The following is a 22,148-nucleotide window of genomic DNA, read 5'->3' on the forward strand; positions in this document are numbered from 1 at the left end:
GTGGTTTAAAAGACAGCGGGTATAGCGCGAAATTGCGATAGATCATAAACGCTTAATAATTAGCGGGGTAATGTTTGAGGCAAGCAATAAAGCTTTTTCAAGGAGTGAGTTATGGCTGCCTCAACGTTCTTTATCCCTTCCGTCAATATGATCGGTTCCGGCTGTCTGATCGAAGCGGCGAACACCATGAAGCAACAAGGATTGCGCCACGCATTGATCGTGACCGACAAAGTGCTCAATAACATTGGCGTGGTCGCTCAGGTTCAACAGTTACTCGCCGCACAACAGATTGAAAGCTGCGTTTACGACGGCACCCACCCTAACCCAACGACCCTGAACGTGAAACAGGGTCTGGCCCTGCTGCAAGAACACCGCTGCGATTGCGTAGTTTCTCTCGGCGGCGGCTCGCCACACGACTGCGCCAAAGGTATCGCGCTGGTCGCGACCAACGGCGGAGAGATCAAGGATTATGAAGGTGTCGATCGCTCTGCCAAACCGCAACTGCCGATGATTGCCATCAACACCACTGCCGGCACCGCCTCCGAAATGACCCGTTTTTGCATCATTACCGACGAAGCACGCCACATCAAAATGGCGATTGTCGATAAACACGTCACCCCGATCCTGTCGGTCAACGATCCGCACCTGATGGCCGGCATGCCAAAAGGACTGACCGCCGCCACCGGGATGGATGCATTAACCCACGCGATTGAAGCCTATGTTTCCAGCGCCGCCAACCCGATTACCGACGCCTGCGCGCTGAAAGCCGTCACCATGATTGCCGAATCGCTGCGCGATGCGGTCGCCGACGGCAGCAATATGCAGGCACGTGAAAATATGGCCTACGCCCAGTTCCTGGCCGGAATGGCCTTCAACAATGCTTCTCTCGGTTATGTGCACGCCATGGCGCACCAGCTCGGCGGTTTCTACGATCTGCCGCACGGGGTATGTAACGCGGTTCTGCTGCCACACGTGCAGGAGTTCAACGCCCGAGTTTGTGCACCACGACTGAAAGACATCGCCGTCGCCATGGGGCTGGATGTGAAGCACCTTAACGATCCACAGGGCGCAGCCGCCTGTATCGCCGCCATTCGTTTGCTGGCAAAAGACGTCGGCATCCCGGCTGGGCTGCTCGATTTAAAAGTGAAAGAACAGGATTTCGATACGCTGGCGGCCAACGCGTTGAAAGATGCCTGCGGCTTCACCAACCCGATACAAGCCACCCACGAACAGATTGTCGCCATCTTCCGCGCGGCTATGTAAGCTTCAAAAACAACAAAGGGCGGATATCCGCCCTTTTGCTATTCCAGCTGTTGCAACTCACCCAGCTTACTGACCCGCCAGCGGTGCTCGCAGAAATACAGCAAGGGGTTATCCTGCTTGCTGTCGCTGTAGCCACTGTATAGCTTGAGCGGCGTACCGAGACGCTGTTCCAACTGGGTCACCTTCTGTACCCCCAGGCAACGCAGAGCCAGCACCCAACCGCCGTAACGCCGTACAATACGACTACCTACCAGGTGAACCTGCGGCAAAAAAGCCGAGTCCTGATACACCTGCTCCACCAGACGCTCCGGTGAACCGGTGATCAACCATACCTGCGCATCATGTGCTTCAAGGTACTGGCGCAGACGCATTTGCACCACCGGGAAGGCAGTCACCTTATCGCGGAAATAACGGACAAAGCGCTGTTCCAGCGCCTTTAAGCGGGCCTCTGAACGACCAAAGGTAATCGACCACAGCAGCACACTCATCGGCCAACGGGCGGCACGGCCCATCACCAACAGCGTCAGCCCGACAACCGGCAACAACGGCACCACCAGCAACAGATTCAATGGCAGATGGCGCAACAAGAAACGCAAGAAACTGCCAAACATGTCTTCCTGATGCAGCGTGCCGTCCAGATCAAAGAACACCACACGGCGGCCTTCCGCGGCCTGTTGGCTCTGTTTCTCGCTCAAGCGCTACTCCTCAGGATCGTTGAATCCCATTATCCAGGTGAAAATAAATCCAGCGGCAATGGTAATCACCAGCCCCGTCAGATACAACATCACCTTACCCGAGACAATGGTTAACGCCAAAGGTAAACCCGAGATACCAAAGGTGATCACCGTCGCCACCTTCCAGTAGCTGATCAGCGCCCCACCCACTGCGCCGCCGAGACAAGCGGCAATAAAGGGCCTGCCCAGCGGTAAGGTCACCCCGAAAATCAAAGGTTCGCCAATGCCGAGAATGCCGACCGGCAACGCCCCCTTGATCACCTTTTTCAGCCGTGCATTACGGGTTTTCATTAATACGGCCAGCGCCGCCCCGACCTGACCGACACCCGCCATCGCCAAAATCGGCAACAGTGGGTTGGAACCGTGTGCCTGCACCAGTTCGACGTGGATCGGCACCAGACCCTGATGTAAACCGGACAACACCAACGGCAGGAACAGCCCGGACAGCACGGCGCCCACCAGCAAACCGCCTTTATCTATCGCCAGGTTAGCGCCGTGGGCGATGGCATCAGAAATATAGCCGCCCAACGGCTGCAGGATCACAATCGCCAACGATGCGGTCACCAGCGTGGTGATCAGCGGATTGAGGATCAGCTCGATCGACTCCGGCAGCCAATTACGCAGGCGCTTTTCAACCCAGCACATCAACGCCACCACCAGCAGCACCGCAATCACCCCGCCACGGCCAGGCTGCAATGCCTCACCAAACAGGGTGATTTGCGCCAACGCCGGGCTGGAGAGAATACCGGCCATGACGCCGCCCATCGCCTGAGAACCACCAAACACCCTGGCGGCGTTAACCCCGACCAGAATATTCATGATGGCGAACACTGCGCTGCCAAAAATCGCCAGCAGCCCCAGCACGTTGGGGTAATTTAACGCCAGCTCGCCGGCAATATCCGGCCGTTTCAGTAGGTTGATGATGCCGGTAATCAGGCCGGAGGCGATGAACGCCGGTATCAACGGAATAAAGACATCGGCCAGTTTTTTCAGCGCGCCACTCATTGGTGCAGCATACTTTTGTTTGGCTTGTGCTTTATTACGGGCGACATGATCTCCGCTCGCCACAACAGCCGGTGCGCCGGTGAGCAGTGAACGCATGGCATCGACCACCTTGGCGGCAGCCCCAGGGCCGACGATAAACTGGTGTTGTTCACCCTGTTTGATATAGCCCTTAATGCCCGGCAACTGCTTGAGCGCCACCAGATCAAGGTGTTGCTCATCGTTAACCTCGACACGGACTCGTGTCATGCAGTTCTCCAGCCGGAGGATATTCCCCTCGCCACCAATGCCCGCCAGGATCTGTGTCGCCAGTGCCGTTGTCTTGTCCATCGCCCGCCCCAGGTGTGGTTTAGCGCGTCAATGCCGCGCGCAAATAGCCGTCATGCTGTTGTAAGCGCTGCTGCGCCTCTTGTGCGTCGATACCGGCCAGAATCATCAGAATTGCCGGTTTGACTTCAAAACCGGTCTGCGTCAGCGCCGCCTCGGCCTGACTGCGCCCGGCACCGGTGGCTTCCACCACGATGCGGCAGGCGCGATCCACCAGTTTTACGTTGGTGGCCTTCACGTCCACCATCAGGTTTTCATAGACTTTACCCAGTTTGACCATCGCCCCGGTCGACAGCATGTTCAGCACCAGTTTCTGCGCAGTGCCGGACTTCAAACGCGTCGAACCGGTCAGGGCTTCCGGCCCCACCACCGGAGAAATCGCCACCTGCGCCTCATGGGCGATCGGCGAATCCGGGTTGCAGGAAATCGCCGCCGTCGGGCAACCCAATTGGCGGGCATAGCGCAGTGCGCCAATCACATAAGGCGTCCGCCCGGATGCTGCCAGCCCTACCACCATGTCGGTGGCGGTCAAATCCAGCGCGACGAGATCAGCCTCACCCAGCGCCGCATCATCCTCCGCGCCTTCCACCGCTTTGAGCAGTGCGCCTGGGCCACCGGCAATCAACCCGATCACCATGCCATGTGGCACGCCAAAGGTCGGCGGACATTCGGAGGCATCCAACACCCCAAGGCGGCCGCTGGTGCCGGCCCCCAGATAAATCAACCGCCCACCCGCCTTCAACGCCGCCGCCGCCAGATCCACCGCTTGTGCGATGGCCGGCAATACTTTTTCAATCGCCTCCGGTACTTTGCGGTCTTCCTGGTTAAAGCAGCTCACCATCTCCAGCGTCGACATTTCGTCGAGCCCCATGGTGGCCGGATTGCGGGTTTCTGATACTAATGCGCCCAAGTTCATTTTTTCACCTTTGAATTTTTAATTCACAAACTAAAATCATTATTTGAATATTTTATTCAACAAAGCGAGCGCTTTTTGCTATTTTAGAGACTGGCTCACAAAAAATTTTCACTGCGCGTTTTCGCCCTCGGCGTGGCAGAATGACGTCTGGTTTCCAGGGAATTATCAATGAGTACCCTTCTTCGTATTCGCCAGATGTATCCAACGCTGGCTCAAAATGACCGCAAGCTGGCGGACTTTCTGCTGCATAACGCCGAGCAGGCGCGCCATCTCAGCTCGCAAAAGCTGGCCCAACTGGCGGGCATCAGTCAGTCGAGCGTGGTGAAGTTTGCGCAGAAGATGGGTTACAAAGGTTTCCCGGCACTAAAACTGGCACTGAGCGAGACCCTGGCCCAACCGCAGACTGCCCCCGTAGTTACAGTACATAACCAGATCCTCAGCAGTGATGCCTTGAAAACCGTCGGTGAAAAACTGTTGGTAGAAAAGCAGGCAGCGCTGCGCGCCACGCTGGACATCAATAGTGAGGAACGCCTGCATCGGGCACTGGAAATGTTACGTCAGGCACGAAGGGTTATTTTGCTGGGGATTGGGGCTTCCGGCCTGGTTGCCAAAGACTTCTCCTATAAGTTACTTAAAATTGGCGTGATGGCAGTGGCCGAGCAGGATATGCACGTCCAGTTGGCAACGGTTCAGGCGCTGGACAAGCGGGATTTGCTGTTGGCCATTTCATTTAGCGGCGAACGACGGGAAATCAACCTGGCGGCGGAAGAAGCCCGCCTGGCCGGCGCTAAAGTGCTGGCGCTGACCAGCTTCTCGCCGAACGGCCTGCAGCAACGCGCCGACCACTGCTTATATACCATTGCCGAAGAGCCCAATACCCGTAGCGCGGCTATTTCTTCCAGCACCGCTCAATATGCCCTCACCGATCTGCTGTTTATGGCCTTAATTCAGCACGATCTTGATCATGCGCGCGATAGAATAAAACACAGCGAACAATTAGTGAAAAAACTCGTCTGAGTCGTATAATGCCCATGCCACAAACACCAGAATATAAAAAACACATCTAAAAATAGAGTGTGTGGCGTTTATTGTTTAAATTCCGTCCGGAATTTAAACAGGCATGGACAGCAATATATTGATAATGAGTTTAATGAAAACACATACAGTAATTTTAAATAGAACCCACATACTCGCAACATCCCCAATGATCCGCAATTTTTTGCTCTTCGTTGTCGCTTCGTTGATATTAATAAAAGCGATGGGGTATGGCGGCACCAAGGGGGTTGATATCCTGTTTATTTCCCTTAGCCTGTTATTATTATCTGTCATCCCCCTCACTCGATATTTTCTGGTTATACCCTACATTATATTTTGTGCCCTTTATGCCCCCGTCGGCGTGATCTACGGCCCGCCTTCAGTCTCCGTGGTGTCGGCCCTGTTTCAAACCAACAAGGCGGAAGCCATCGAGTTTCTGCACGCCATACCTGCCGGCTGCTATCTGTTACCCTGCGCCACACTGCTCACATTGTTTATTCTTGCTCGCTATAGCTGGCAGCGACCACTCCCGACTAAAAAAACATTGCCATTTTTGGTGATTTTTATCGTTTTGCTGTTCGCCAGAATACTCAGTGGGGGAGTTGGAAATCTTCATTTGGTAGATTTCTTTTCCTCACTAATTTCTTCGTACCAGAGCTACAACCAACAAATGACAGAAATTGATGCCAGCACGCATTCCCAACCCAGTTGGATCCTTAATTATGCTAATAACAACAAGGCTAATTATGTCATTGTGGTGGGTGAAAGCATGCGCAGGGACTATATGTCATTATTCGGTTATCCGACGCCGACGACCCCTTTCCTGGATCACGTCAACGGGACCTTTTACAGTAATTATATTTCCACTGCACCGAACACCTTCGAATCTTTGCCGAGAACGTTGGCATTGAGCGAAGGGAAAAAAAGTCATATTGCAGATAATATTATTACGCTGGCGAAAGCTGCAGGATTACACACCCATTGGTTTTCCAACCAAGGGTTGCTTGGCGAATTTGATACGCCTATCTCCAAAATAGCCATGTTCAGTGATGAGCACCAATTCCTGAAAAAAGGGGACTATCAGTCACGTAATACCGATGATGATGAGCTGTTACCCCTGCTGCAAGACGCATTGGCTAATAATGCCCTGGGAAATCTGTATGTTCTTCATATCATGGGTTCTCACTCGGATTTTTGCGAACGCCTCGGTGACGAACTGCCGGTTTTCACCAGCGATAACGCTGAGCTCGCTTGTTATCTTTCCACCTACCGCAAGACAGACCGCTTCATCGAGCATGCTTATCGGATGCTGCAAGCGACTCACTCACCATTTAAATTATTCTATTTCTCTGACCACGGTCTTTCCCATCGTGAGATCGATGGCAAACTTTACCTGCGCCATGGCGGTGATATCCGGCAGAATTATGAAGTCCCTCTGCTGGTGCTGTCGGATTCGGACCGACAACGGATCCTTATTGAGGGTCCGCACAGTGCCTTTGACTTCCTCAGTCTGTTTGCCCAACAGGCGGGGATTACCATCATCAAGCCACAATTGTCTGCAGCGGTAACGGCACAAGGCAAGAGGCACGTCTTCAATGGTCAGGAAATGGTTGATTTTGATCAGTTGGCCAACGACCCGCCGGAGTTACTATGACGGCCCGGTTAAGCGCATCTGCTGCTACAGGTGAAAAAACGCCCAGAAAAATGGGTTTTATGATAGATTGCGCGCCTGTTCGTGTGCACCGATTAAAAGATAACTGACATGGCACTGCTGATTACCAAGAAATGCATCAACTGCGATATGTGCGAACCCGAATGCCCTAATCAGGCCATTTCGATGGGCGATGATATCTACCAAATTGATACCGATCGCTGCACCGAATGCGTCGGCCATTACGATGTTCCCACCTGCCAGCAGGTGTGCCCTATCGACAACACCATTGTGGTTGATCCGCAGCACAACGAAACCAACGAACAGCTATGGGACAAGTTTGTGGTGCTGCACCACGCCGACCGACTCTGAAGATCAACAAGGGCGCCAACAGGCGCCCTTTAGTTTTGTAGCCGGATAAAACCATTACCCTTCGATAATCACCGTGGCACAGGCATAGCGGCGTTCATCCGCCAGCGAAACATGAATCGAGGTCACCCCCATATCCTGCGCCAGTTCGGCGGCGCGAGCATGCAGGCGGATATTCGGTTTACCGAGACCGTCGTTGAACACTTCAAACTGATTAAACGCCAGCCCATTGCGGATCCCGGTGCCAAACGCCTTGGCAACCGCTTCTTTCACCGCAAACCGCTTGGCCAGAAAGCGTACCGGCTGTTGATGCTGCTGGTACAGTTGCCATTCAGCTTCGCTCAGTACGCGACGCGCCAGACGATCGCCACTACGCTCCACGACCGCTTCGATGCGCGCCATTTCGACAATGTCGGTACCCAGCCCCAGCACCGCCATTAGCGACGCGCTTCGCGCATCAGCAACTTCATGTCAGTCACCGCTGCCGGCAACCCACACATCACCGCCTGACCGATAATTGCATGACCGATATTCAGCTCATGCATTTCCGGCAGGGCCGCGATCGGCTGAACGTTATGGTAAGTCAGGCCGTGGCCGGCGTTGACCTTCAGGCCTTTCTCCGCGGCGTAGGTCGCTGCAACGGCAATGCGGTGCAGCTCGGCTTTCACTGCCAGTTCGCCCTCGGCTTCCGCGTAAGCACCGGTATGAATTTCAATGTAGGGCGCGCCCACCGCGACCGCCGCATCGATCTGTCGATGATCCGGATCGATAAACAGCGAAACCAGAATGCCGGCCTTCGTCAGGCTCTCAACAGCGACCGCCATCTTGTCTTGCTGCCCGGCGACGTCCAGTCCGCCTTCGGTGGTTACTTCTTCACGCTTTTCCGGTACCAGACAACAAAAGTGCGGCTTCAGCTCAATGGCGATATCCAGCATTTCATCGGTCACGGCCATTTCCAGATTCATGCGTGTCTGGATGGTCTGGCGCAAAATGCGAACGTCGCGATCGGTGATATGACGGCGGTCTTCACGCAGGTGTACGGTGATCCCGTCGGCCCCTGCCTGCTCGGCAATAAATGCCGCCTGAACCGGATCCGGGTATTGGGTTCCGCGCGCGTTACGTAACGTGGCGATGTGATCGATATTGACGCCCAGCAGCAAATCAGCCATGACAACCCTCTAAAAAACGATTTTCAGTGGCCGTAGTTTACACGCGGGAACAGTGCTGCAAAAGGGGAAAAGGTCAGGCGTCGTCGACCGGCGTGTCCGGTTGTTTACGAACAAACTGACGAAACAGCTCGCGGCTCTTCAGTGGTTTGCCCCCCAGATAGGGTTTGAGCGCCATGCGGGTGAAACGTTTGGCGGCACGCAAGGTTTGTACATCCGGGAACTGGCGCTCTGCCAGCGCGCGCAGTTCGCGGCCAGTAAAGCTGTAATGGTCCACCACCAGGCTGGCGATAAAACCTTTTTCCTCGCGGTAGCGATAGGTCATGCCGTCGTCCACCGCCTGGCCGCTACCGGCGCAGTGCAGGAAGTCCAGACCGTAGCCCAGGTGATTGAGCAAGGCCAATTCGAACTGGCGCAACGCTTGCTCTGGCGAAACGTCTTCTGCCGCCAGCGCCTGCAAACATTGTAGATAATCGAAGAATAATACCGAGTAGTTGGCTTCCTGCTCCAGCACCCGTGACAGCAGTTCATTCACGTACAGGCCGCTGTAGAGCATCATGCCGCTAAGAGGTAAACCGAGAGAGACCGCTTCAGCGCTACGCAGCGTTTTGACTTCGCCACGACCGCCCCAGCGTACCAGCAGAGGAGTAAAGGGTTGCAGGCAACCCTTTAAGTTGGAACGGCGGCTGCGCGCGCCTTTTGCCAGCAAACGCACCCGCCCATGACCTTCGGTAAACATATCCAGCATCAGGCTGGTTTCACTGTACGGTCGTCCATGCAGGACGAAAGCGCGCTCCCAGCCGTCCATTGGATAGTTTATTTCAGGTCGTCGGTATAGCCCAGGCTACGCAACGCACGTTCGTCGTCCGCCCAGCCCGATTTCACTTTTACCCACAGCTCCAGATGCACTTTGGTTTCGAACATCTGTTCCATATCCTGACGGGCTTCGATACCGATAGTTTTGATCTTCGCGCCTTTGTTGCCGATGACCATTTTCTTCTGGCCTTCGCGCTCAACCAGGATCAGCCCGTGCACGTTGTAACCACCGCGCTCGTTCGGCACAAATTGTTCGATCTCAACCGTCACCGAATAAGGCAGTTCTTCACCCAGGAAACGCATCAGCTTTTCACGGATAATTTCCGACGCCATAAAGCGCTGGGAACGGTCGGTGATGTAATCGTCCGGGAAGTGGTGTTCCGCTTCCGGCAGTACCTTGCGCGCGATAGCCGCGATGGTATCCACGTTCATGCCTTTTTCGGCAGAAATCGGCACCACATCGAGGAAGTTCATCTGCTGGCTGAGGAACGCAATATGCGGCAACAGCTTGGATTTGTCGGTAACGTTGTCGACCTTGTTGATCGCCAGCAGCACCGGACATTTCAGGCTGCGCAGCTTGTTGACCACCATTTCATCGTCGGCGGTCCAGTTAGTCCCTTCCACAACGAAGATCACCAGCTCGACGTCGCCGATTGAGCTGCTGGCCGCGCGGTTCATCAAACGGTTGATGGCGCGTTTTTCTTCGATGTGCAGACCCGGGGTGTCGACGTAGATGGCCTGATAGGCGCCATCGGTATCGATACCCATAATGCGGTGACGGGTCGTCTGTGGTTTACGCGAGGTGATGGAGACTTTTTGCCCCAGCAGTTGGTTCAGCAACGTGGACTTGCCCACGTTGGGACGACCGACTATCGCAATAAAACCACAGTATTGTTTCTCTTCGCTCATTCAAGCTCCAGCTTAATTAACGCTTGTTCCGCTGCCGCTTGTTCGGCTTTACGGCGGCTTGAGCCGGTTCCCACTACGGGCTCGCTCAAACCACTCACCTGACAGTGGATAGTAAATTCCTGATCGTGCGCCTCACCGCGAACCTGCACCACCAGATAAGAAGGTAACGGCAGATGACGCCCCTGCAAAAACTCCTGCAAACGGGTTTTTGGGTCTTTCTGCTTATCACCGGGGCTGATTTCGTCCAACCGGCTGCGATACCAGTCCAAAATCAGTCGTTCAACAGTTTGGATGTCGCTATCCAGGAACACGCCACCAATCAAGGCTTCCACCGTATCCGCCAGGATTGATTCGCGGCGGAATCCACCACTTTTCAACTCACCCGGGCCTAGACGCAGACATTCGCCCAGATCAAACTCACGCCCCATCTCTGCCAGCGTATTACCGCGCACCAGCGTGGCGCGCATACGGCTCATATCGCCCTCGTCTACGCGAGGAAAACGCTGGAACAGCGCATTGGCGATGACAAAACTGAGAATGGAGTCACCCAGAAACTCAAGACGTTCATTGTGTTTACTGCTGGCGCTACGGTGAGTTAACGCTTGCAGTAAGAGCTCCTGCTGTTGAAAAGTGTAGCCCAGCTTCCGCTGTAGCCTATTTATTACGATGGGGTTCATGAGTTACCAATAGATCAAGAATGCGTCAAAAACTTGCAGCATACGGAACAGGCCTGCTTTGCCGAAAGCCAATCCAAAGCTGTTTCGTTTGCAGTGGCTCCCAACAGGGAGCCAACTTTTTATCGCTCGAGCCGGTATTCTACAACGAGTGGAAATATAATGCTGCGTTAATATACCCGTCGCCTTTCAAACTATAGCGTTGTTACCTGCACGCGCTCCCCCCAGTGACTTACTTGAGTAAGCGCCTGGGGATGAGCGAGCTGGTCGCCTAGCTACAGCTTGAAATTCATAGGGTAGAAACACTGGATTAATGAATTCCACCGATGCGGCTAAATCTTACGCCGGTAGGCCATTCGCCTTCCTGCTTTTCAAAACTCATCCAGATCGCCGTGGCCTTACCTACCAGGTTTTTCTCCGGTACGAAGCCCCAATAACGGCTGTCGGCGCTGTTGTCGCGGTTATCACCCATCATGAAGTAATGACCCGCCGGCACAACCCACTCCGCCAGCTGTTTACCCGGCTGCTGATAGTAAGCGCCCACCTGATCCTGCGTGCCCGGCACGGTCAGAATATGGTGAGAAACATTACCCAGCGTTTCCTGGCGTTCACGCAGGCGGATGCCGCCCTGCGGCACGTTTTCACTCAGCGGGATCTGGTAGAAACCATTGCTGGCCTCCCCCATGCCGCTGCGGCTGAACAGCTGCACAAAGTCACTTGGCTGCGCGTCGTTATAAGTCACTGCCAATGCGGTATTGCATGGCTGACCGCTATTACACGAAGGCTGAACGGTCACACGCTTATTGATCGGATCGTAACTCACACGGTCGCCCGGCAGGCCAACCACGCGCTTGATATAATCAAGTTTTGGATCCAGCGGATATTTAAATACCGCAATATCACCGCGTTTCGGATGACCGGTTTCAATTAGCGTGGTCTGGGTAATAGGATCTTTAATGCCGTAGGCATATTTCTCCACCAGAATAAAATCGCCAATCAACAACGTCGGCATCATGGAACCAGATGGGATCTGGAAAGGTTCGTAAATAAACGAACGCACCACAAAGACCAGCAGCAATACCGGGAAAACCGACGCACCGGTTTCAATCCAACCCGGTTGTTTCGCCACTTTTGCCAGCGTTTTATCGTCTACGGCGCCCGCAGTCTGTGCATTCACCGCCGCAATTTTCGCTCGGCGGGCCGGCGCCCATCTGAAGCGCTCAAAGGCCCAGATGATCCCGGTAACCAATGTGGCCAGTGCCAGGATCAGGGCAAACATATTCGCCATGCAAACTCCCTAGTTTCGCGACTTTATCGCTGTTACTTACTTGTCCTTGCCAACGTGCAGAATGGCCAGGAACGCTTCTTGCGGCAACTCGACGTTACCCACCTGCTTCATGCGTTTCTTACCGTCTTTCTGTTTCTGCAGCAGCTTCTTCTTACGGCTGACGTCACCGCCGTAGCATTTCGCCAAAACGTTTTTACGCAACTGTTTCACCGTCGCACGCGCGATGATATGAGTCCCGATAGCGGCCTGGATGGCAATATCGAACTGCTGGCGTGGGATCAGCTCTTTCATCTTCTCTACCAGCTCACGGCCACGGTACTGCGAATTGTCGCGGTGAGTAATCAGCGCCAGCGCATCCACGCGCTCGTTGTTGATCAACACGTCGACGCGCACCATGTCAGAGGTCTGGAAGCGTTTGAAGTTGTAATCCAGCGACGCATAACCGCGCGAGGTGGATTTCAGACGGTCGAAGAAGTCGAGTACCACTTCCGCCATCGGAATTTCGTAAGTCAGTGCAACCTGGTTACCGTGGTAAACCATGTTGGTCTGCACACCGCGTTTCTCGATACACAGAGTGATCACGTTACCCAGAAACTCCTGCGGCATCAGCATGTGACACTCAGCGATCGGTTCACGCAGCTCTTCGATGTTATTGAGTGGCGGCAGCTTGGATGGGCTATCCACGTAGATAGTCTCTTTGCTGGTGGTTTCCACTTCATACACTACCGTTGGCGCGGTGGTAATCAGCTCCAGATCGTATTCACGCTCCAGACGTTCCTGAATGATCTCCATGTGCAACAGGCCGAGGAAGCCACAGCGGAAGCCGAAGCCCAGCGCAGTGGAGCTCTCTGGCTCGTAGAACAGCGAGGCGTCGTTCAGGCTAAGCTTGCCCAGCGCATCGCGGAAGGATTCATAGTCGTCGGAGCTGATCGGGAACAGGCCCGCGTAAACCTGTGGCTTCACTTTTTTGAAGCCCGGCAAGGCTTTGTCCGCCGGTTGACGAGCCAGTGTCAGGGTATCGCCCACCGGTGCGCCAAGGATGTCTTTAATTGCACAGACCAACCAGCCCACTTCACCACAGTTCAACACGTCGCGATCGACACGTTTCGGAGTGAAGATGCCCAGACGATCGGCATTATAGGTCTGGCCGGTGCTCATGACCTTGATCTTGTCGCCCTTGCGCATGGTGCCGTTCTTGACGCGCACCAGGGAAACTACGCCCAGATAGTTATCGAACCAGGAGTCGATGATCAGTGCCTGCAGTGGCGCTTCCGGATCGCCTTGCGGCCCCGGAATATCACGCACCAGGCGTTCGAGCACCTCTGGTACGCCGACGCCGGTTTTGGCCGAGCAACGCACCGCATCGGTAGCGTCGATGCCAACGATGTCTTCAATTTCCTGCGCGGCGCGATCGGGATCGGCAGCCGGCAAGTCAATTTTGTTCAGTACCGGCACCACTTCCAGATCCATATCCAGCGCGGTGTAGCAGTTGGCCAGCGTCTGGGCTTCTACGCCCTGCCCGGCATCGACCACCAGCAGTGCGCCTTCACAGGCGGCCAGTGAACGGGAAACCTCGTAGGAGAAGTCAACGTGCCCAGGCGTGTCGATAAAGTTGAGCTGGTAGGTTTGGCCGTCCTGCGCCTTATAATCCAGCGTCACGCTCTGCGCTTTGATGGTGATGCCACGCTCGCGCTCAAGATCCATAGAATCGAGCACCTGTGCGGCCATTTCACGTTCGGTCAAGCCACCGCAGATTTGGATAATACGGTCGGACAGCGTCGACTTACCGTGGTCAATGTGGGCAATAATGGAGAAATTTCGTATATGCTTCATTATAAAAGTTTTTCTGCCTTGGTATTTCTGAATTACTCGCCTATAGAAACCCGCATGGACCTAAAGCGACAGTGAATGGGTTCGGCCGTCTTGCGCCTGAATCGCAGCATTCTACATGCCACAACACTGAAAACCTAGCGATCGGTGCAGTGAAGGCATTCTATTATGTACACTTTAATGTTACAGAGCGCCCCGGGTTATGAAAGCGGATGTTAACAAAGCCCAATGCAGCCAAAAGGGGAAGTTATGGCTATCAATCCCGCCCGCATTTCCTTACCCATCACCGGCAGGCTCCCGCATTAATACATAACCGCCAATAACGCAATAAACCCTCTCCTAATTACTAATAAAATAATATTTGGATCAACATCTTAGAATTGCATTTTGCCCCTCCGGCTTTAGGAAAAACCCGATATACGCCTCCCGGCAGCTTCTATAGAAATGGAGGGGAACACCGCGATAAAACAAAACTCAGGGCACTACATCGGCATGCCCACCGGGGTTCACCAGCATATCTCTGCGTGTTGATTGGAAGGTGCATAATGATCGATAAAGGGCAAATGCTGAGCCGGCACGATTTTTCAAAGGTCAATTGGGGCATTCTGGCAGCGGCAGCGCTGCTGTTAACTCTCGGTGCGGCACTGCTGTTGCTGCCGCTGCTGAGCAACATGGATGAAAATGAGGTACTGACCTTACTGAAAACCGGCGCAGCGACTATTTTACTCGGCTGTATCCTGCTGGCACTGCGCCATTACCTGCGGCCAACCTTGACCTATCGCCTGTACGAACACGGTGTTCGGGTGATTAACCCACACAGTCATAAAGAACGGTTTATCCCCTTTGAAAAAATTGGTGATATTTATCGTTTTCGCGGCGGTCGTCTGTTTGGGGGGGTATTGGATGTAATGGCGTTTCGCGCGTCAGCAGATCAACCCTGGTGTCCGGTGTTCAGCAATGTTTCCCATTCCTTGCGGCTGGCAGATACCATTATCGCTCAGCAGATCCAACAGCGTGGCCCGCTGGCGTTGAATGCACTGTACCAGGGGGAAGTGTTGTCGTTTCACTATCTCAGTTGCGGCGCTCGCTGGCTGACTCAATTGCTGCCTGGCCATCGGAAAGGACAATCAGCCCAAACGTTGAGCCTGAGCTCGACGGCACTGATCACAGCTAAAGGATCTATCCCGATTGAGCAGATCCGCGAGCTGGAAAATAATCCGCAGCGCGGCACCATTCGCCTGTTGGATAATCAGGGCAACGCGTTATTTACTATCGGATATTTTTCGCTGCTCAGCGCCGATCTGTTTATCGCGCTGCTGGAGCATATGATTTACACCCGCATCACCGCCTACCATAACCCGGCGATGACGCGGCAGCAGTTTTAATGCAGAGGCTGGTTTTCCGTTTGCAGACGCAGGGCGCCAGGCGGTAAACCAATTTGCAGAACGATGGGTTGGTAATTTGACTGTTCACCGAGGCGGCGTGCCAGACTGCGCGCCAGGATAAAGGCCGCGCCACCGCCCAGCAGTGCGCCAAGCGCGGCAGAGGCATCGGTACCCAGCCAGTATTGCAACAGGCTGCCCCCCAGCATCATGCCCAGTAGCGGCGTCAGATAAACCAGCATTGCCGAACGCAGCAGGCTGCCTTCCGCAATACCCACCTCAACCCGCTGACCCGGTTCAAGCGGCTGCGCGATATGCACCTGCAACTGGTGCTCGGTTTCCGGTACCAGCTCATTCAATGCCCGCGCGCCACAGCCAGAACGGGCAGTACAACTGCCACATCCGGCTTTCGGTTCACAGCGCAGCAGCGCCACGCCCTGTTGCCACGAAACGACCGTGGCCCACTCTTTCATCATTGTGGTGACACCTTGAAGGAAATGCTGTCAGCAATGCGCTTGGCCGTCGCCGGCGGCAGTTCGCCCACGATAGTGATCTCATTGCCGTTACGGACTTCGGTCTGGATAGTGCGACGCCCCTGGCGATAATACTGCTGGCCGGCACCGCTGCCCGCTGGACTGACGTTGACCGAGAAACTGAACAAGCCGTCGCTGTAGAGCCGCGATTCAACAGGTTCGGTCACATTCGGCAACTTGCGGCGGTTACGTGCGACTTCATCGACCCCTGCCGGTAACCAGCCCGTGCTCCAGCTCAACTTGATTTTATCTACCGCCGGAAGCGACAGTAACGGTGGCAGATTAGCCTTGATCAGCCCCTGCATTACGCCTTGTACCTGCGACCCGACGACAAACGAAATCACCCGGTATTGCTCAAGCGTTTCGCCATCACGGTCGATCAAATCCACCCGCAACGGCAGCTTGGTGGCTTCATCCATCCAGACAATATAGCTATAGCGTGAACCATCGCGGGCAACCACGCGGATCACTTCGCAGGGACGATCGGAAATGCGGGTGCTACCGACGGAGATGAAATCGTAATATTTCGCCAGGCGGTCAAAATCAGCATAAACAATGGAAGGCAACGCATCGACGATGTGATCGCCGGACAGCGTGAAAGGCTCCAGGCCGGGTTCGAAGTAGCTAATCCCCTCGCCACGCTGCAGCACTTCACGGCGTGGGCCATCCATATGCAGTAATTGGCCGAGGGGCTGCTGGTCAATCACCGCATGGCGATAGCGCAGCGATTCGATCCCCTGCTTGCTGATGCTGATATAGGCGAGTTCATAATTGAGCGAACGGCTGGCACTGCTCATCTGTTGTAACAACGCCCCGGACGCAGAGGGCTGCGCCGGGGCGATGTTTGAGTAGAGCAGGCTGCCCGTCAATAGACAGACGGAGAACCAAATTTGCTTCATTACTGCTGTTGCATTCCTAAAGACTGAGTTCCGGGTACCTGAACGGCAGCCTGTTGTGGGGTGCTTTGCTCAAGCTGCAGCTGATCAGAATGCAAACGACGTTGCAACTCATAATCCTGCAGCATAGCGTTAATGCGTTTGCGCTGTTCCTGCACCTGCTGCTGTTGACCGCTGCCGGTGGAGAAACTGTCTGCCGGCACGCCGAGGCTGACCGGTGACGCCTGCCCCATGATTGGCAGGGTATTAAACGCCGGTGATTCAGCAGCGCCAGATTGTGCAGCCGGTTGATTGTATTGCTGTACGCCTACAATCACCGCCAGCGACACGCAGGCCGCCATACCAATCTGAGTGATCTGGCTGGCCCAAGGGCGGACTTTGTGCCAGAACGGCATTTTCTGCCAGGTGTGAGGTTGCGGCTGAGATTCCGGAACTGCAGAAGGAACCAGACGTGCAGGTTCTTTCTCAAGTGCAGCAGCAACACGATCTGCGATATCGAGATGCATGACTTGTCCGATATCACCCCGTAGTGTGTCACGTATCAGGTGATAGCTCTGCCAGCTTTGTTGAAGCGCCCTGTCTTTAGACAACGAACTCAGCAGCTCGCTGTCGAGCGATTCTCCATCCATCAGAGCGGAAAGCTTTTCTTTCTGCATGCCTAAGTACCCTTCCTGTGTTCGCCATTGCTAACGTTGAATCAGCGGTTGAACTTTATTATCGATAGCCTCCCTGGCGCGGAAAATACGCGAACGTACGGTTCCGACCGGGCAATCCATGATGGCAGCTATCTCTTCGTAGCTTAGACCATCCAACTCCCGCAGGGTAATCGCCATGCGAAGATCCTCAGGGAGAGACTCAATGGTACGGAAAACTATCTGTCTCAGCTCTTCTGACAACATTAAGTTCTCAGGGTTCGAAATTTCTTTCAGTGCACCCGCACTTTCGTAATTTTCGGCATCGTTGGCATCCACATCGCTGGATGGCGGACGACGGCCCTGAGCCACTAAATAATTTTTTGCCGTATTCACAGCAATTCGATACAACCAGGTATAGAAAGCGCTATCCCCACGGAATGATTCCAGTGCGCGATAGGCTTTAATAAACGACTCCTGTACCACATCCGGCACATCGCCCTGCGGTACATATCGGGAAACGAGACTCGCCACTTTATGCTGGTAACGAATTACCAGTAAGTTAAACGATTTCTGATCGCCCTTTTGGACCCGCTCAACCAGAACTTGATCCGTTAACTGCTCGCTCATCCGAGGTAAACTCTCCCCAAATCCGTCTCCACGCGTAAAATTGTACTGCCAGCCATACATTATTTTCCTGAGCAAGCACTCGCTTGGAGTTCATACAGAACACGAAGTTCCGTATTGCCATTGTTTTTTATGTTGATGTCACCCATCCGTGGCTTTTGCCCGGACAATTAGGCTAACATGAATTTCACTCTTCTTCTGCACACATCATACGCTATGCAACCATCATCTGAACATGTTAGCGATGTACTGATCGTCGGCAGCGGTGCTGCCGGCCTGTCACTGGCGCTGCGTCTGGCGCAGCATTGCAAGGTTACCGTACTCAGCAAGGGGCCGCTCAACGAAGGCGCCACATTTTATGCCCAAGGCGGGATCGCCGCGGTTTTCGATGAAACGGACAGCATTGCCTCACACGTAGATGACACTTTGATTGCCGGAGCCGGCCTGTGTGACAAAGACGCCGTTGAGTTTATCGCCGGCAATGCGCGCCACTGCGTTCAGTGGCTGATCGATCAGGGGGTACTGTTCGACACTGAGGTCAACGCTCAGGGCGAAGCACATTACCACCTGACGCGGGAAGGGGGGCACAGCCACCGCCGTATCCTGCATGCCGCTGATGCTACAGGTAAAGAAGTAGAGACCACCCTGGTGGGGAAAGCAAGCAACCACCCCAATATTTGCGTGATGGAACGCCGTAATGCGGTCGATCTGATCACCTCGAACAAAGTCGGCTTACCGGGCACTCGCCGGGTAGTCGGTGCTTACGTGTGGAACCGCGAGCTGGAGCAGGTAGAAACCTACCGCGCCAAAACCGTGGTGCTGGCTACCGGCGGTGCAGCCAAGGTGTACCAATACACCACCAACCCGGATATCTCCTCCGGCGACGGTATCGCCATGGCCTGGCGCGCAGGTTGCCGCGTCGCCAATCTGGAGTTCAACCAGTTCCACCCGACCTGCCTGTTCCACCCACAGGCGCGTAACTTCCTGCTGACCGAAGCCTTGCGCGGTGAAGGGGCTTATCTGAAGCGCCCGGACGGCAGCCGCTTTATGCCCGATTTTGACCCACGCGGCGAGCTGGCACCACGTGACGTAGTCGCGCGCGCCATCGACCACGAAATGAAACGCCTGGGTGCGGATTGCATGTATCTGGATATCAGCCATAAACCGGCTGAATTCATTACCCAGCATTTCCCGATGATCCATGAAAAACTGCTGACGCTGGGCTTTGATCTGACCCGCCAGCCGATCCCTATCGTCCCCGCAGCACACTATACCTGTGGCGGCGTGATGGTCGATCAGCACGGGCGTACCGACCTCGATGGGTTGTATGCCATTGGCGAGGTCAGCTATACCGGCCTGCACGGCGCTAACCGCATGGCGTCCAACTCATTGCTGGAATGCCTGGTCTATGGTTGGTCGGCGGCGGAAGACATCATGATGCGCCTGCCGTCTATCAAGCTGGCGAAACAGCTGCCGCAGTGGGATGAAAGCCGGGTGGACGACGCCGACGAACAAGTGGTGATTCAACATAACTGGCATGAATTGCGATTGTTTATGTGGGACTACGTGGGGATCGTGCGCACCACCAAACGGCTAGAACGCGCGCTGCGCCGCATTAATACGCTTCAGGCAGAAATTGACGAGTATTATGCCAACTTCCGCATCTCCAACAATCTGCTGGAACTGCGTAATTTGGTGCAGGTAGCGGAGCTTATCGTCCGCAGCGCCATGGAGCGCAAGGAAAGCCGTGGGTTGCACTATACGCTGGACTATCCGGATCTGTTGCCGGAAGCGTTGCCGACCATCCTGCAGCCTTAATCGCATCGCCAGGGCACCCATAGCGGTGCCCTTTTCATCTCAGTAGAACAAATAGAAATCGGTAATCAGACGGCGAAAATCATCGGTATAGCTGCCATCGGCCAACTTAATCGCCAGCCTCTGCTCGGTTGCATCTTCCGCGGGCTGACGCGTCAGGGCTAACAATACCCGGTGCATCGGCGTATCGGCGCGATCGCTGACATTCAGCCGCTGCGCAGTATGCCAGCCGCGTAGCTGCGCATTGCTTTCGAAAGCTTCACCAATGTCATGCGGCAGCACCACGCAAAAGGTCCCCTGCGGCGCGATTAACTGTTCCGCACTGGCCAGCAGGACATCGTGGGTCAGGGTTTCGGTATAACGTGCGTTGTGACGCGCCTGGTCGCGACAGGCGACAGCAGGTTCGAAATACGGCGGGTTGCTGACGATCAGGTCATATTCACCGGCATGATGCTGGGCAAAATGGTGAATATCCTGCGCATGTACCTGAATGCGCGGCGACCAAGGGGATTCCAGCACATTGTCACGCGCCTGGGCGGCAGCGGCTTCATCCAGCTCTACAGCGTCAATCTGCACGTTCTCGGCGGTACGCTGCGCCAGCATCAGCGCGATCAATCCGCTACCGCTGCCAATATCCAGCACCCGTTGCGCCTGCGCCAGGGGAGCCCATGCACCGAGCAACACGCCATCGGTACCCACTTTCATTGCACAGCGATCGTGAGCAACAAAAAATTGTTTGAAGGTAAAACCGCCGCGACGCGGAGTAAAATTCGCTTTCGATTGAGTGCTCACAATAACCACCTGAATACAAAACTGGCGTAGCATAAGGCAATCTGATTTTTGGGAAAAGACATGCTTTCCGCTTAAATAGGTGAAGAACGCGGCCAACCCGTCTATAATCGGCGCCCCAAGTAGAGGTAGACCATGACAGTAACCAATTTTTCCGAGCTCGAACTCGATGAACGCCTGATAAACGCCCTGCGTGATAAAGGCTACGAACGCCCAACCGCCATTCAAGCCGAGGCGATCCCGCCTGCGATGGATGGGCGCGACGTATTGGGTTCGGCGCCGACCGGCACCGGCAAGACCGCTGCATTTTTGCTGCCGGTATTGCAACATCTGCTCGACTTCCCACGCAAGAAGTCCGGCCCACCGCGCGTACTGATCCTGACCCCGACACGCGAGCTGGCGATGCAGGTAGCCGATCAGGCACGTGAACTGGCTGCTCATACTTCGCTGGATATCGCTACCATCACCGGTGGCGTCGCCTATATGAACCACGCGGAAGTCTTCAGCGAAAACCAGGACGTGGTCGTTGCCACCACCGGTCGTCTGCTGCAATACATTAAAGAAGAAAACTTCGACTGCCGCGCGGTAGAAACGCTGATCCTCGATGAAGCCGACCGCATGCTCGACATGGGCTTCGCGCAGGACATCGAAACCATTTCCGCCGAAACCCGCTGGCGTAACCAGACCCTGCTGTTCTCCGCAACGCTGGAAGGCGACGCCATCCGCGAATTCGCCGAACGCATTCTGAAAGAGCCGGTAGAAGTCGAGGCTGACCCGTCACGCCGTGAGCGCAAAAAGATCCTGCAGTGGTACTACCGTGCCGACGACGTTCAGCATAAAACCGCCCTGCTGGTGCATTTGTTGCAACAACCGGATGTGCAGAAATCCGTGATCTTCGTGCGTAAGCGTGAGCGCGTGCATGAGCTGGCGGCCTGGCTGCGCGAAGCAGGCATCAATACCTGTTACCTCGAAGGCGAAATGGTGCAGGCCAAGCGTAACGAAGCGGTAAAACGCATGATGGACGGCCGTGTCAACGTGCTGGTCGCCACCGACGTTGCTGCCCGTGGTCTGGATATCCTGGATATCACCCACGTATTCAACTTCGACATGCCGCGTACCGCGGATACCTACCTGCACCGCATCGGCCGTACCGGTCGTGCCGGGCGTAAAGGTACCGCGATCTCGCTGGTTGAGGCACACGACCACCTGCTGTTGGGCAAAGTGGGCCGTTACCTGAACGAGCCGTTGAAAGCGCGGGTAATTGAAGAGTTACGTCCTTCAACCAAAGTACCGAGCGAGAAAAGCAACGGCAAACCTTCCAAGAAGGTGATAGCCAAACGCGCCGCCGACAAAGAAAAGAACAAAGAAAAAGCCAAGGTGAAAGTACGTCATCGCGATGCGAAAAACGTGGGCAAACGTCGCCAGCCAAAGGCAAAACCTGAGAGCAACGGCGCGAAGTAATGCTGCCGTAGTGAATAAAAACCGCCTCCATTA

The 22,148-nt window shown here is 54.8% G+C and carries 22 protein-coding genes; 7 read left to right on the forward strand and 15 right to left on the reverse strand.

Annotated features, from left to right (window positions below; all coding sequences use genetic code 11):
- The first annotated feature begins 111 nt into the window (after window positions 1-111).
- The gene (yiaY, locus tag E5C26_RS18695) at window positions 112-1,263 is read left to right on the forward strand and encodes an L-threonine dehydrogenase (protein WP_135317632.1); all 1,152 of its coding nucleotides are present in this window, start codon (window positions 112-114) and stop codon (window positions 1,261-1,263) included.
- A gap of 38 nt (window positions 1,264-1,301) precedes the next feature.
- On the opposite strand, the gene yfhb is transcribed toward yiaY, so the two are convergent.
- Genes yfhb through murQ form a run of 3 tightly spaced genes read right to left on the reverse strand, consistent with a single transcriptional unit; the run spans window position 1,302 to window position 4,242 of the window.
- The gene (gene yfhb / locus E5C26_RS18700) at window positions 1,302-1,958 is read right to left on the reverse strand and encodes a phosphatidylglycerophosphatase C (RefSeq protein WP_135317633.1); all 657 of its coding nucleotides are present in this window, start codon (window positions 1,956-1,958) and stop codon (window positions 1,302-1,304) included.
- A gap of 3 nt (window positions 1,959-1,961) precedes the next feature.
- A complete protein-coding gene (locus tag E5C26_RS18705; RefSeq protein ID WP_135317634.1) occupies window positions 1,962-3,329 on the reverse strand; it encodes a PTS transporter subunit EIIC in 1,368 nt (455 codons plus the stop codon).
- Window positions 3,330-3,348: 19 nt separating this feature from the next.
- The gene (gene murQ / locus E5C26_RS18710; protein WP_135317635.1) at window positions 3,349-4,242 is read right to left on the reverse strand and encodes an N-acetylmuramic acid 6-phosphate etherase; all 894 of its coding nucleotides are present in this window, start codon (window positions 4,240-4,242) and stop codon (window positions 3,349-3,351) included.
- A gap of 168 nt (window positions 4,243-4,410) precedes the next feature.
- Here murQ and E5C26_RS18715 point away from each other — a divergent pair, with 168 nt between their 5' ends.
- The 3 genes from E5C26_RS18715 (at window position 4,411) to E5C26_RS18725 (ending at window position 7,300) form a co-directional block, all read left to right on the forward strand.
- The gene (locus tag E5C26_RS18715; protein ID WP_135317636.1) at window positions 4,411-5,259 is read left to right on the forward strand and encodes a MurR/RpiR family transcriptional regulator; all 849 of its coding nucleotides are present in this window, start codon (window positions 4,411-4,413) and stop codon (window positions 5,257-5,259) included.
- A 103-nt stretch (window positions 5,260-5,362) separates the two neighbouring features.
- Entirely contained in the window at window positions 5,363-6,931 is a 1,569-nt protein-coding gene (locus E5C26_RS18720) for a phosphoethanolamine transferase (protein WP_240776083.1), read from the forward strand.
- A 108-nt stretch (window positions 6,932-7,039) separates the two neighbouring features.
- Entirely contained in the window at window positions 7,040-7,300 is a 261-nt protein-coding gene (locus E5C26_RS18725) for a YfhL family 4Fe-4S dicluster ferredoxin (protein WP_135317637.1), read from the forward strand.
- A 54-nt stretch (window positions 7,301-7,354) separates the two neighbouring features.
- On the opposite strand, the gene acpS is transcribed toward E5C26_RS18725, so the two are convergent.
- From acpS to lepA, 7 genes are all read right to left on the reverse strand, one after another.
- Complete coding sequence (acpS, locus tag E5C26_RS18730) at window positions 7,355-7,735, reverse strand: holo-ACP synthase (protein ID WP_135317638.1); 381 nt, start codon at window positions 7,733-7,735, stop codon at window positions 7,355-7,357.
- Window positions 7,735-8,466, reverse strand: a complete 732-nt coding sequence (gene pdxJ, locus E5C26_RS18735) for a pyridoxine 5'-phosphate synthase (protein WP_135317639.1) — start codon at window positions 8,464-8,466, stop codon at window positions 7,735-7,737. Before pdxJ ends, acpS begins: the two co-directional genes overlap by 1 nt.
- A gap of 73 nt (window positions 8,467-8,539) precedes the next feature.
- Complete coding sequence (gene recO / locus E5C26_RS18740; protein WP_135317640.1) at window positions 8,540-9,271, reverse strand: DNA repair protein RecO; 732 nt, start codon at window positions 9,269-9,271, stop codon at window positions 8,540-8,542.
- Between the two features lie 8 nt (window positions 9,272-9,279).
- Window positions 9,280-10,188, reverse strand: coding sequence for a GTPase Era (era, locus tag E5C26_RS18745; protein ID WP_012146374.1), 909 nt, complete (start codon window positions 10,186-10,188; stop codon window positions 9,280-9,282).
- Window positions 10,185-10,865 (reverse strand): ribonuclease III, encoded by a 681-nt coding sequence (gene rnc / locus E5C26_RS18750; protein ID WP_012146375.1) that lies wholly within the window; start codon window positions 10,863-10,865, stop codon window positions 10,185-10,187. Before rnc ends, era begins: the two co-directional genes overlap by 4 nt.
- 307 nt (window positions 10,866-11,172) lie before the next feature.
- Complete coding sequence (gene lepB, locus E5C26_RS18755) at window positions 11,173-12,150, reverse strand: signal peptidase I (RefSeq protein ID WP_135317641.1); 978 nt, start codon at window positions 12,148-12,150, stop codon at window positions 11,173-11,175.
- A 36-nt stretch (window positions 12,151-12,186) separates the two neighbouring features.
- On the reverse strand, window positions 12,187-13,983 hold the full coding sequence (gene lepA, locus E5C26_RS18760; protein WP_135317642.1) for a translation elongation factor 4: 1,797 nt from the start codon (window positions 13,981-13,983) through the stop codon (window positions 12,187-12,189).
- A gap of 542 nt (window positions 13,984-14,525) precedes the next feature.
- Between lepA and E5C26_RS18765 the strand changes: the two genes are divergently transcribed.
- The gene (locus E5C26_RS18765) at window positions 14,526-15,365 is read left to right on the forward strand and encodes a hypothetical protein (RefSeq protein ID WP_135317643.1); all 840 of its coding nucleotides are present in this window, start codon (window positions 14,526-14,528) and stop codon (window positions 15,363-15,365) included.
- Here the strand turns inward: E5C26_RS18765 and rseC are convergent.
- The 4 genes from rseC to rpoE are packed head-to-tail and all read right to left on the reverse strand — an operon-like array spanning window position 15,362 to window position 18,053.
- A complete protein-coding gene (rseC, locus tag E5C26_RS18770; RefSeq protein WP_135317644.1) occupies window positions 15,362-15,838 on the reverse strand; it encodes a SoxR-reducing system protein RseC in 477 nt (158 codons plus the stop codon). The two genes, E5C26_RS18765 and rseC, sit on opposite strands and share 4 nt — an antisense overlap.
- Window positions 15,835-16,794, reverse strand: coding sequence for a sigma-E factor regulatory protein RseB (gene rseB / locus E5C26_RS18775; RefSeq protein WP_135317645.1), 960 nt, complete (start codon window positions 16,792-16,794; stop codon window positions 15,835-15,837). The genes rseC and rseB overlap by 4 nt, the downstream gene beginning before the upstream one ends.
- Entirely contained in the window at window positions 16,794-17,447 is a 654-nt protein-coding gene (gene rseA / locus E5C26_RS18780; RefSeq protein WP_012146381.1) for an anti-sigma-E factor RseA, read from the reverse strand. Before rseA ends, rseB begins: the two co-directional genes overlap by 1 nt.
- A gap of 30 nt (window positions 17,448-17,477) precedes the next feature.
- On the reverse strand, window positions 17,478-18,053 hold the full coding sequence (gene rpoE, locus E5C26_RS18785) for an RNA polymerase sigma factor RpoE (protein WP_012146382.1): 576 nt from the start codon (window positions 18,051-18,053) through the stop codon (window positions 17,478-17,480).
- Window positions 18,054-18,266: 213 nt separating this feature from the next.
- On the opposite strand from rpoE, the gene nadB reads away from it, so the two are divergent.
- Window positions 18,267-19,868: an L-aspartate oxidase gene (gene nadB / locus E5C26_RS18790; protein ID WP_206194287.1), complete on the forward strand. Its 1,602-nt coding sequence runs from the start codon at window positions 18,267-18,269 to the stop codon at window positions 19,866-19,868.
- Between the two features lie 39 nt (window positions 19,869-19,907).
- Here nadB and trmN read toward each other — a convergent pair whose 3' ends face one another.
- Complete coding sequence (gene trmN, locus E5C26_RS18795) at window positions 19,908-20,690, reverse strand: tRNA(1)(Val) (adenine(37)-N(6))-methyltransferase TrmN (RefSeq protein WP_135317647.1); 783 nt, start codon at window positions 20,688-20,690, stop codon at window positions 19,908-19,910.
- A gap of 99 nt (window positions 20,691-20,789) precedes the next feature.
- On the opposite strand from trmN, the gene srmB reads away from it, so the two are divergent.
- The gene (gene srmB, locus E5C26_RS18800) at window positions 20,790-22,115 is read left to right on the forward strand and encodes an ATP-dependent RNA helicase SrmB (RefSeq protein ID WP_135317648.1); all 1,326 of its coding nucleotides are present in this window, start codon (window positions 20,790-20,792) and stop codon (window positions 22,113-22,115) included.
- The last annotated feature ends 33 nt before the right edge of the window (window positions 22,116-22,148 follow it).

The sequence above is a fragment of the Serratia proteamaculans genome (assembly GCF_004684015.1).
Taxonomy (GTDB): Bacteria; Pseudomonadota; Gammaproteobacteria; order Enterobacterales; family Enterobacteriaceae; genus Serratia; species Serratia proteamaculans_F.

What these genes read in the sequence shown, in the direction of transcription:
- E5C26_RS18725 (WP_135317637.1), top strand. Translation starts at nt 7,040, where the DNA reads ATGGCACTGCTGATTACCAAGAAATGCATCAACTGCGATATGTGCGAA.
- E5C26_RS18705 (WP_135317634.1), bottom strand. Translation starts at nt 3,329, where the DNA reads ATGGACAAGACAACGGCACTGGCGACACAGATCCTGGCGGGCATTGGT.
- rseC (WP_135317644.1), bottom strand. Translation starts at nt 15,838, where the DNA reads ATGATGAAAGAGTGGGCCACGGTCGTTTCGTGGCAACAGGGCGTGGCG.
- murQ (WP_135317635.1), bottom strand. Translation starts at nt 4,242, where the DNA reads ATGAACTTGGGCGCATTAGTATCAGAAACCCGCAATCCGGCCACCATG.
- pdxJ (WP_135317639.1), bottom strand. Translation starts at nt 8,466, where the DNA reads ATGGCTGATTTGCTGCTGGGCGTCAATATCGATCACATCGCCACGTTA.
- E5C26_RS18765 (WP_135317643.1), top strand. Translation starts at nt 14,526, where the DNA reads ATGATCGATAAAGGGCAAATGCTGAGCCGGCACGATTTTTCAAAGGTC.
- yiaY (WP_135317632.1), top strand. Translation starts at nt 112, where the DNA reads ATGGCTGCCTCAACGTTCTTTATCCCTTCCGTCAATATGATCGGTTCC.
- lepA (WP_135317642.1), bottom strand. Translation starts at nt 13,983, where the DNA reads ATGAAGCATATACGAAATTTCTCCATTATTGCCCACATTGACCACGGT.
- E5C26_RS18720 (WP_240776083.1), top strand. Translation starts at nt 5,363, where the DNA reads ATGGACAGCAATATATTGATAATGAGTTTAATGAAAACACATACAGTA.
- recO (WP_135317640.1), bottom strand. Translation starts at nt 9,271, where the DNA reads ATGGACGGCTGGGAGCGCGCTTTCGTCCTGCATGGACGACCGTACAGT.
- era (WP_012146374.1), bottom strand. Translation starts at nt 10,188, where the DNA reads ATGAGCGAAGAGAAACAATACTGTGGTTTTATTGCGATAGTCGGTCGT.
- rnc (WP_012146375.1), bottom strand. Translation starts at nt 10,865, where the DNA reads ATGAACCCCATCGTAATAAATAGGCTACAGCGGAAGCTGGGCTACACT.
- rpoE (WP_012146382.1), bottom strand. Translation starts at nt 18,053, where the DNA reads ATGAGCGAGCAGTTAACGGATCAAGTTCTGGTTGAGCGGGTCCAAAAG.
- trmN (WP_135317647.1), bottom strand. Translation starts at nt 20,690, where the DNA reads ATGCTACGCCAGTTTTGTATTCAGGTGGTTATTGTGAGCACTCAATCG.
- nadB (WP_206194287.1), top strand. Translation starts at nt 18,267, where the DNA reads ATGCAACCATCATCTGAACATGTTAGCGATGTACTGATCGTCGGCAGC.
- srmB (WP_135317648.1), top strand. Translation starts at nt 20,790, where the DNA reads ATGACAGTAACCAATTTTTCCGAGCTCGAACTCGATGAACGCCTGATA.
- lepB (WP_135317641.1), bottom strand. Translation starts at nt 12,150, where the DNA reads ATGGCGAATATGTTTGCCCTGATCCTGGCACTGGCCACATTGGTTACC.
- E5C26_RS18715 (WP_135317636.1), top strand. Translation starts at nt 4,411, where the DNA reads ATGAGTACCCTTCTTCGTATTCGCCAGATGTATCCAACGCTGGCTCAA.
- rseA (WP_012146381.1), bottom strand. Translation starts at nt 17,447, where the DNA reads ATGCAGAAAGAAAAGCTTTCCGCTCTGATGGATGGAGAATCGCTCGAC.
- acpS (WP_135317638.1), bottom strand. Translation starts at nt 7,735, where the DNA reads ATGGCGGTGCTGGGGCTGGGTACCGACATTGTCGAAATGGCGCGCATC.
- rseB (WP_135317645.1), bottom strand. Translation starts at nt 16,794, where the DNA reads ATGAAGCAAATTTGGTTCTCCGTCTGTCTATTGACGGGCAGCCTGCTC.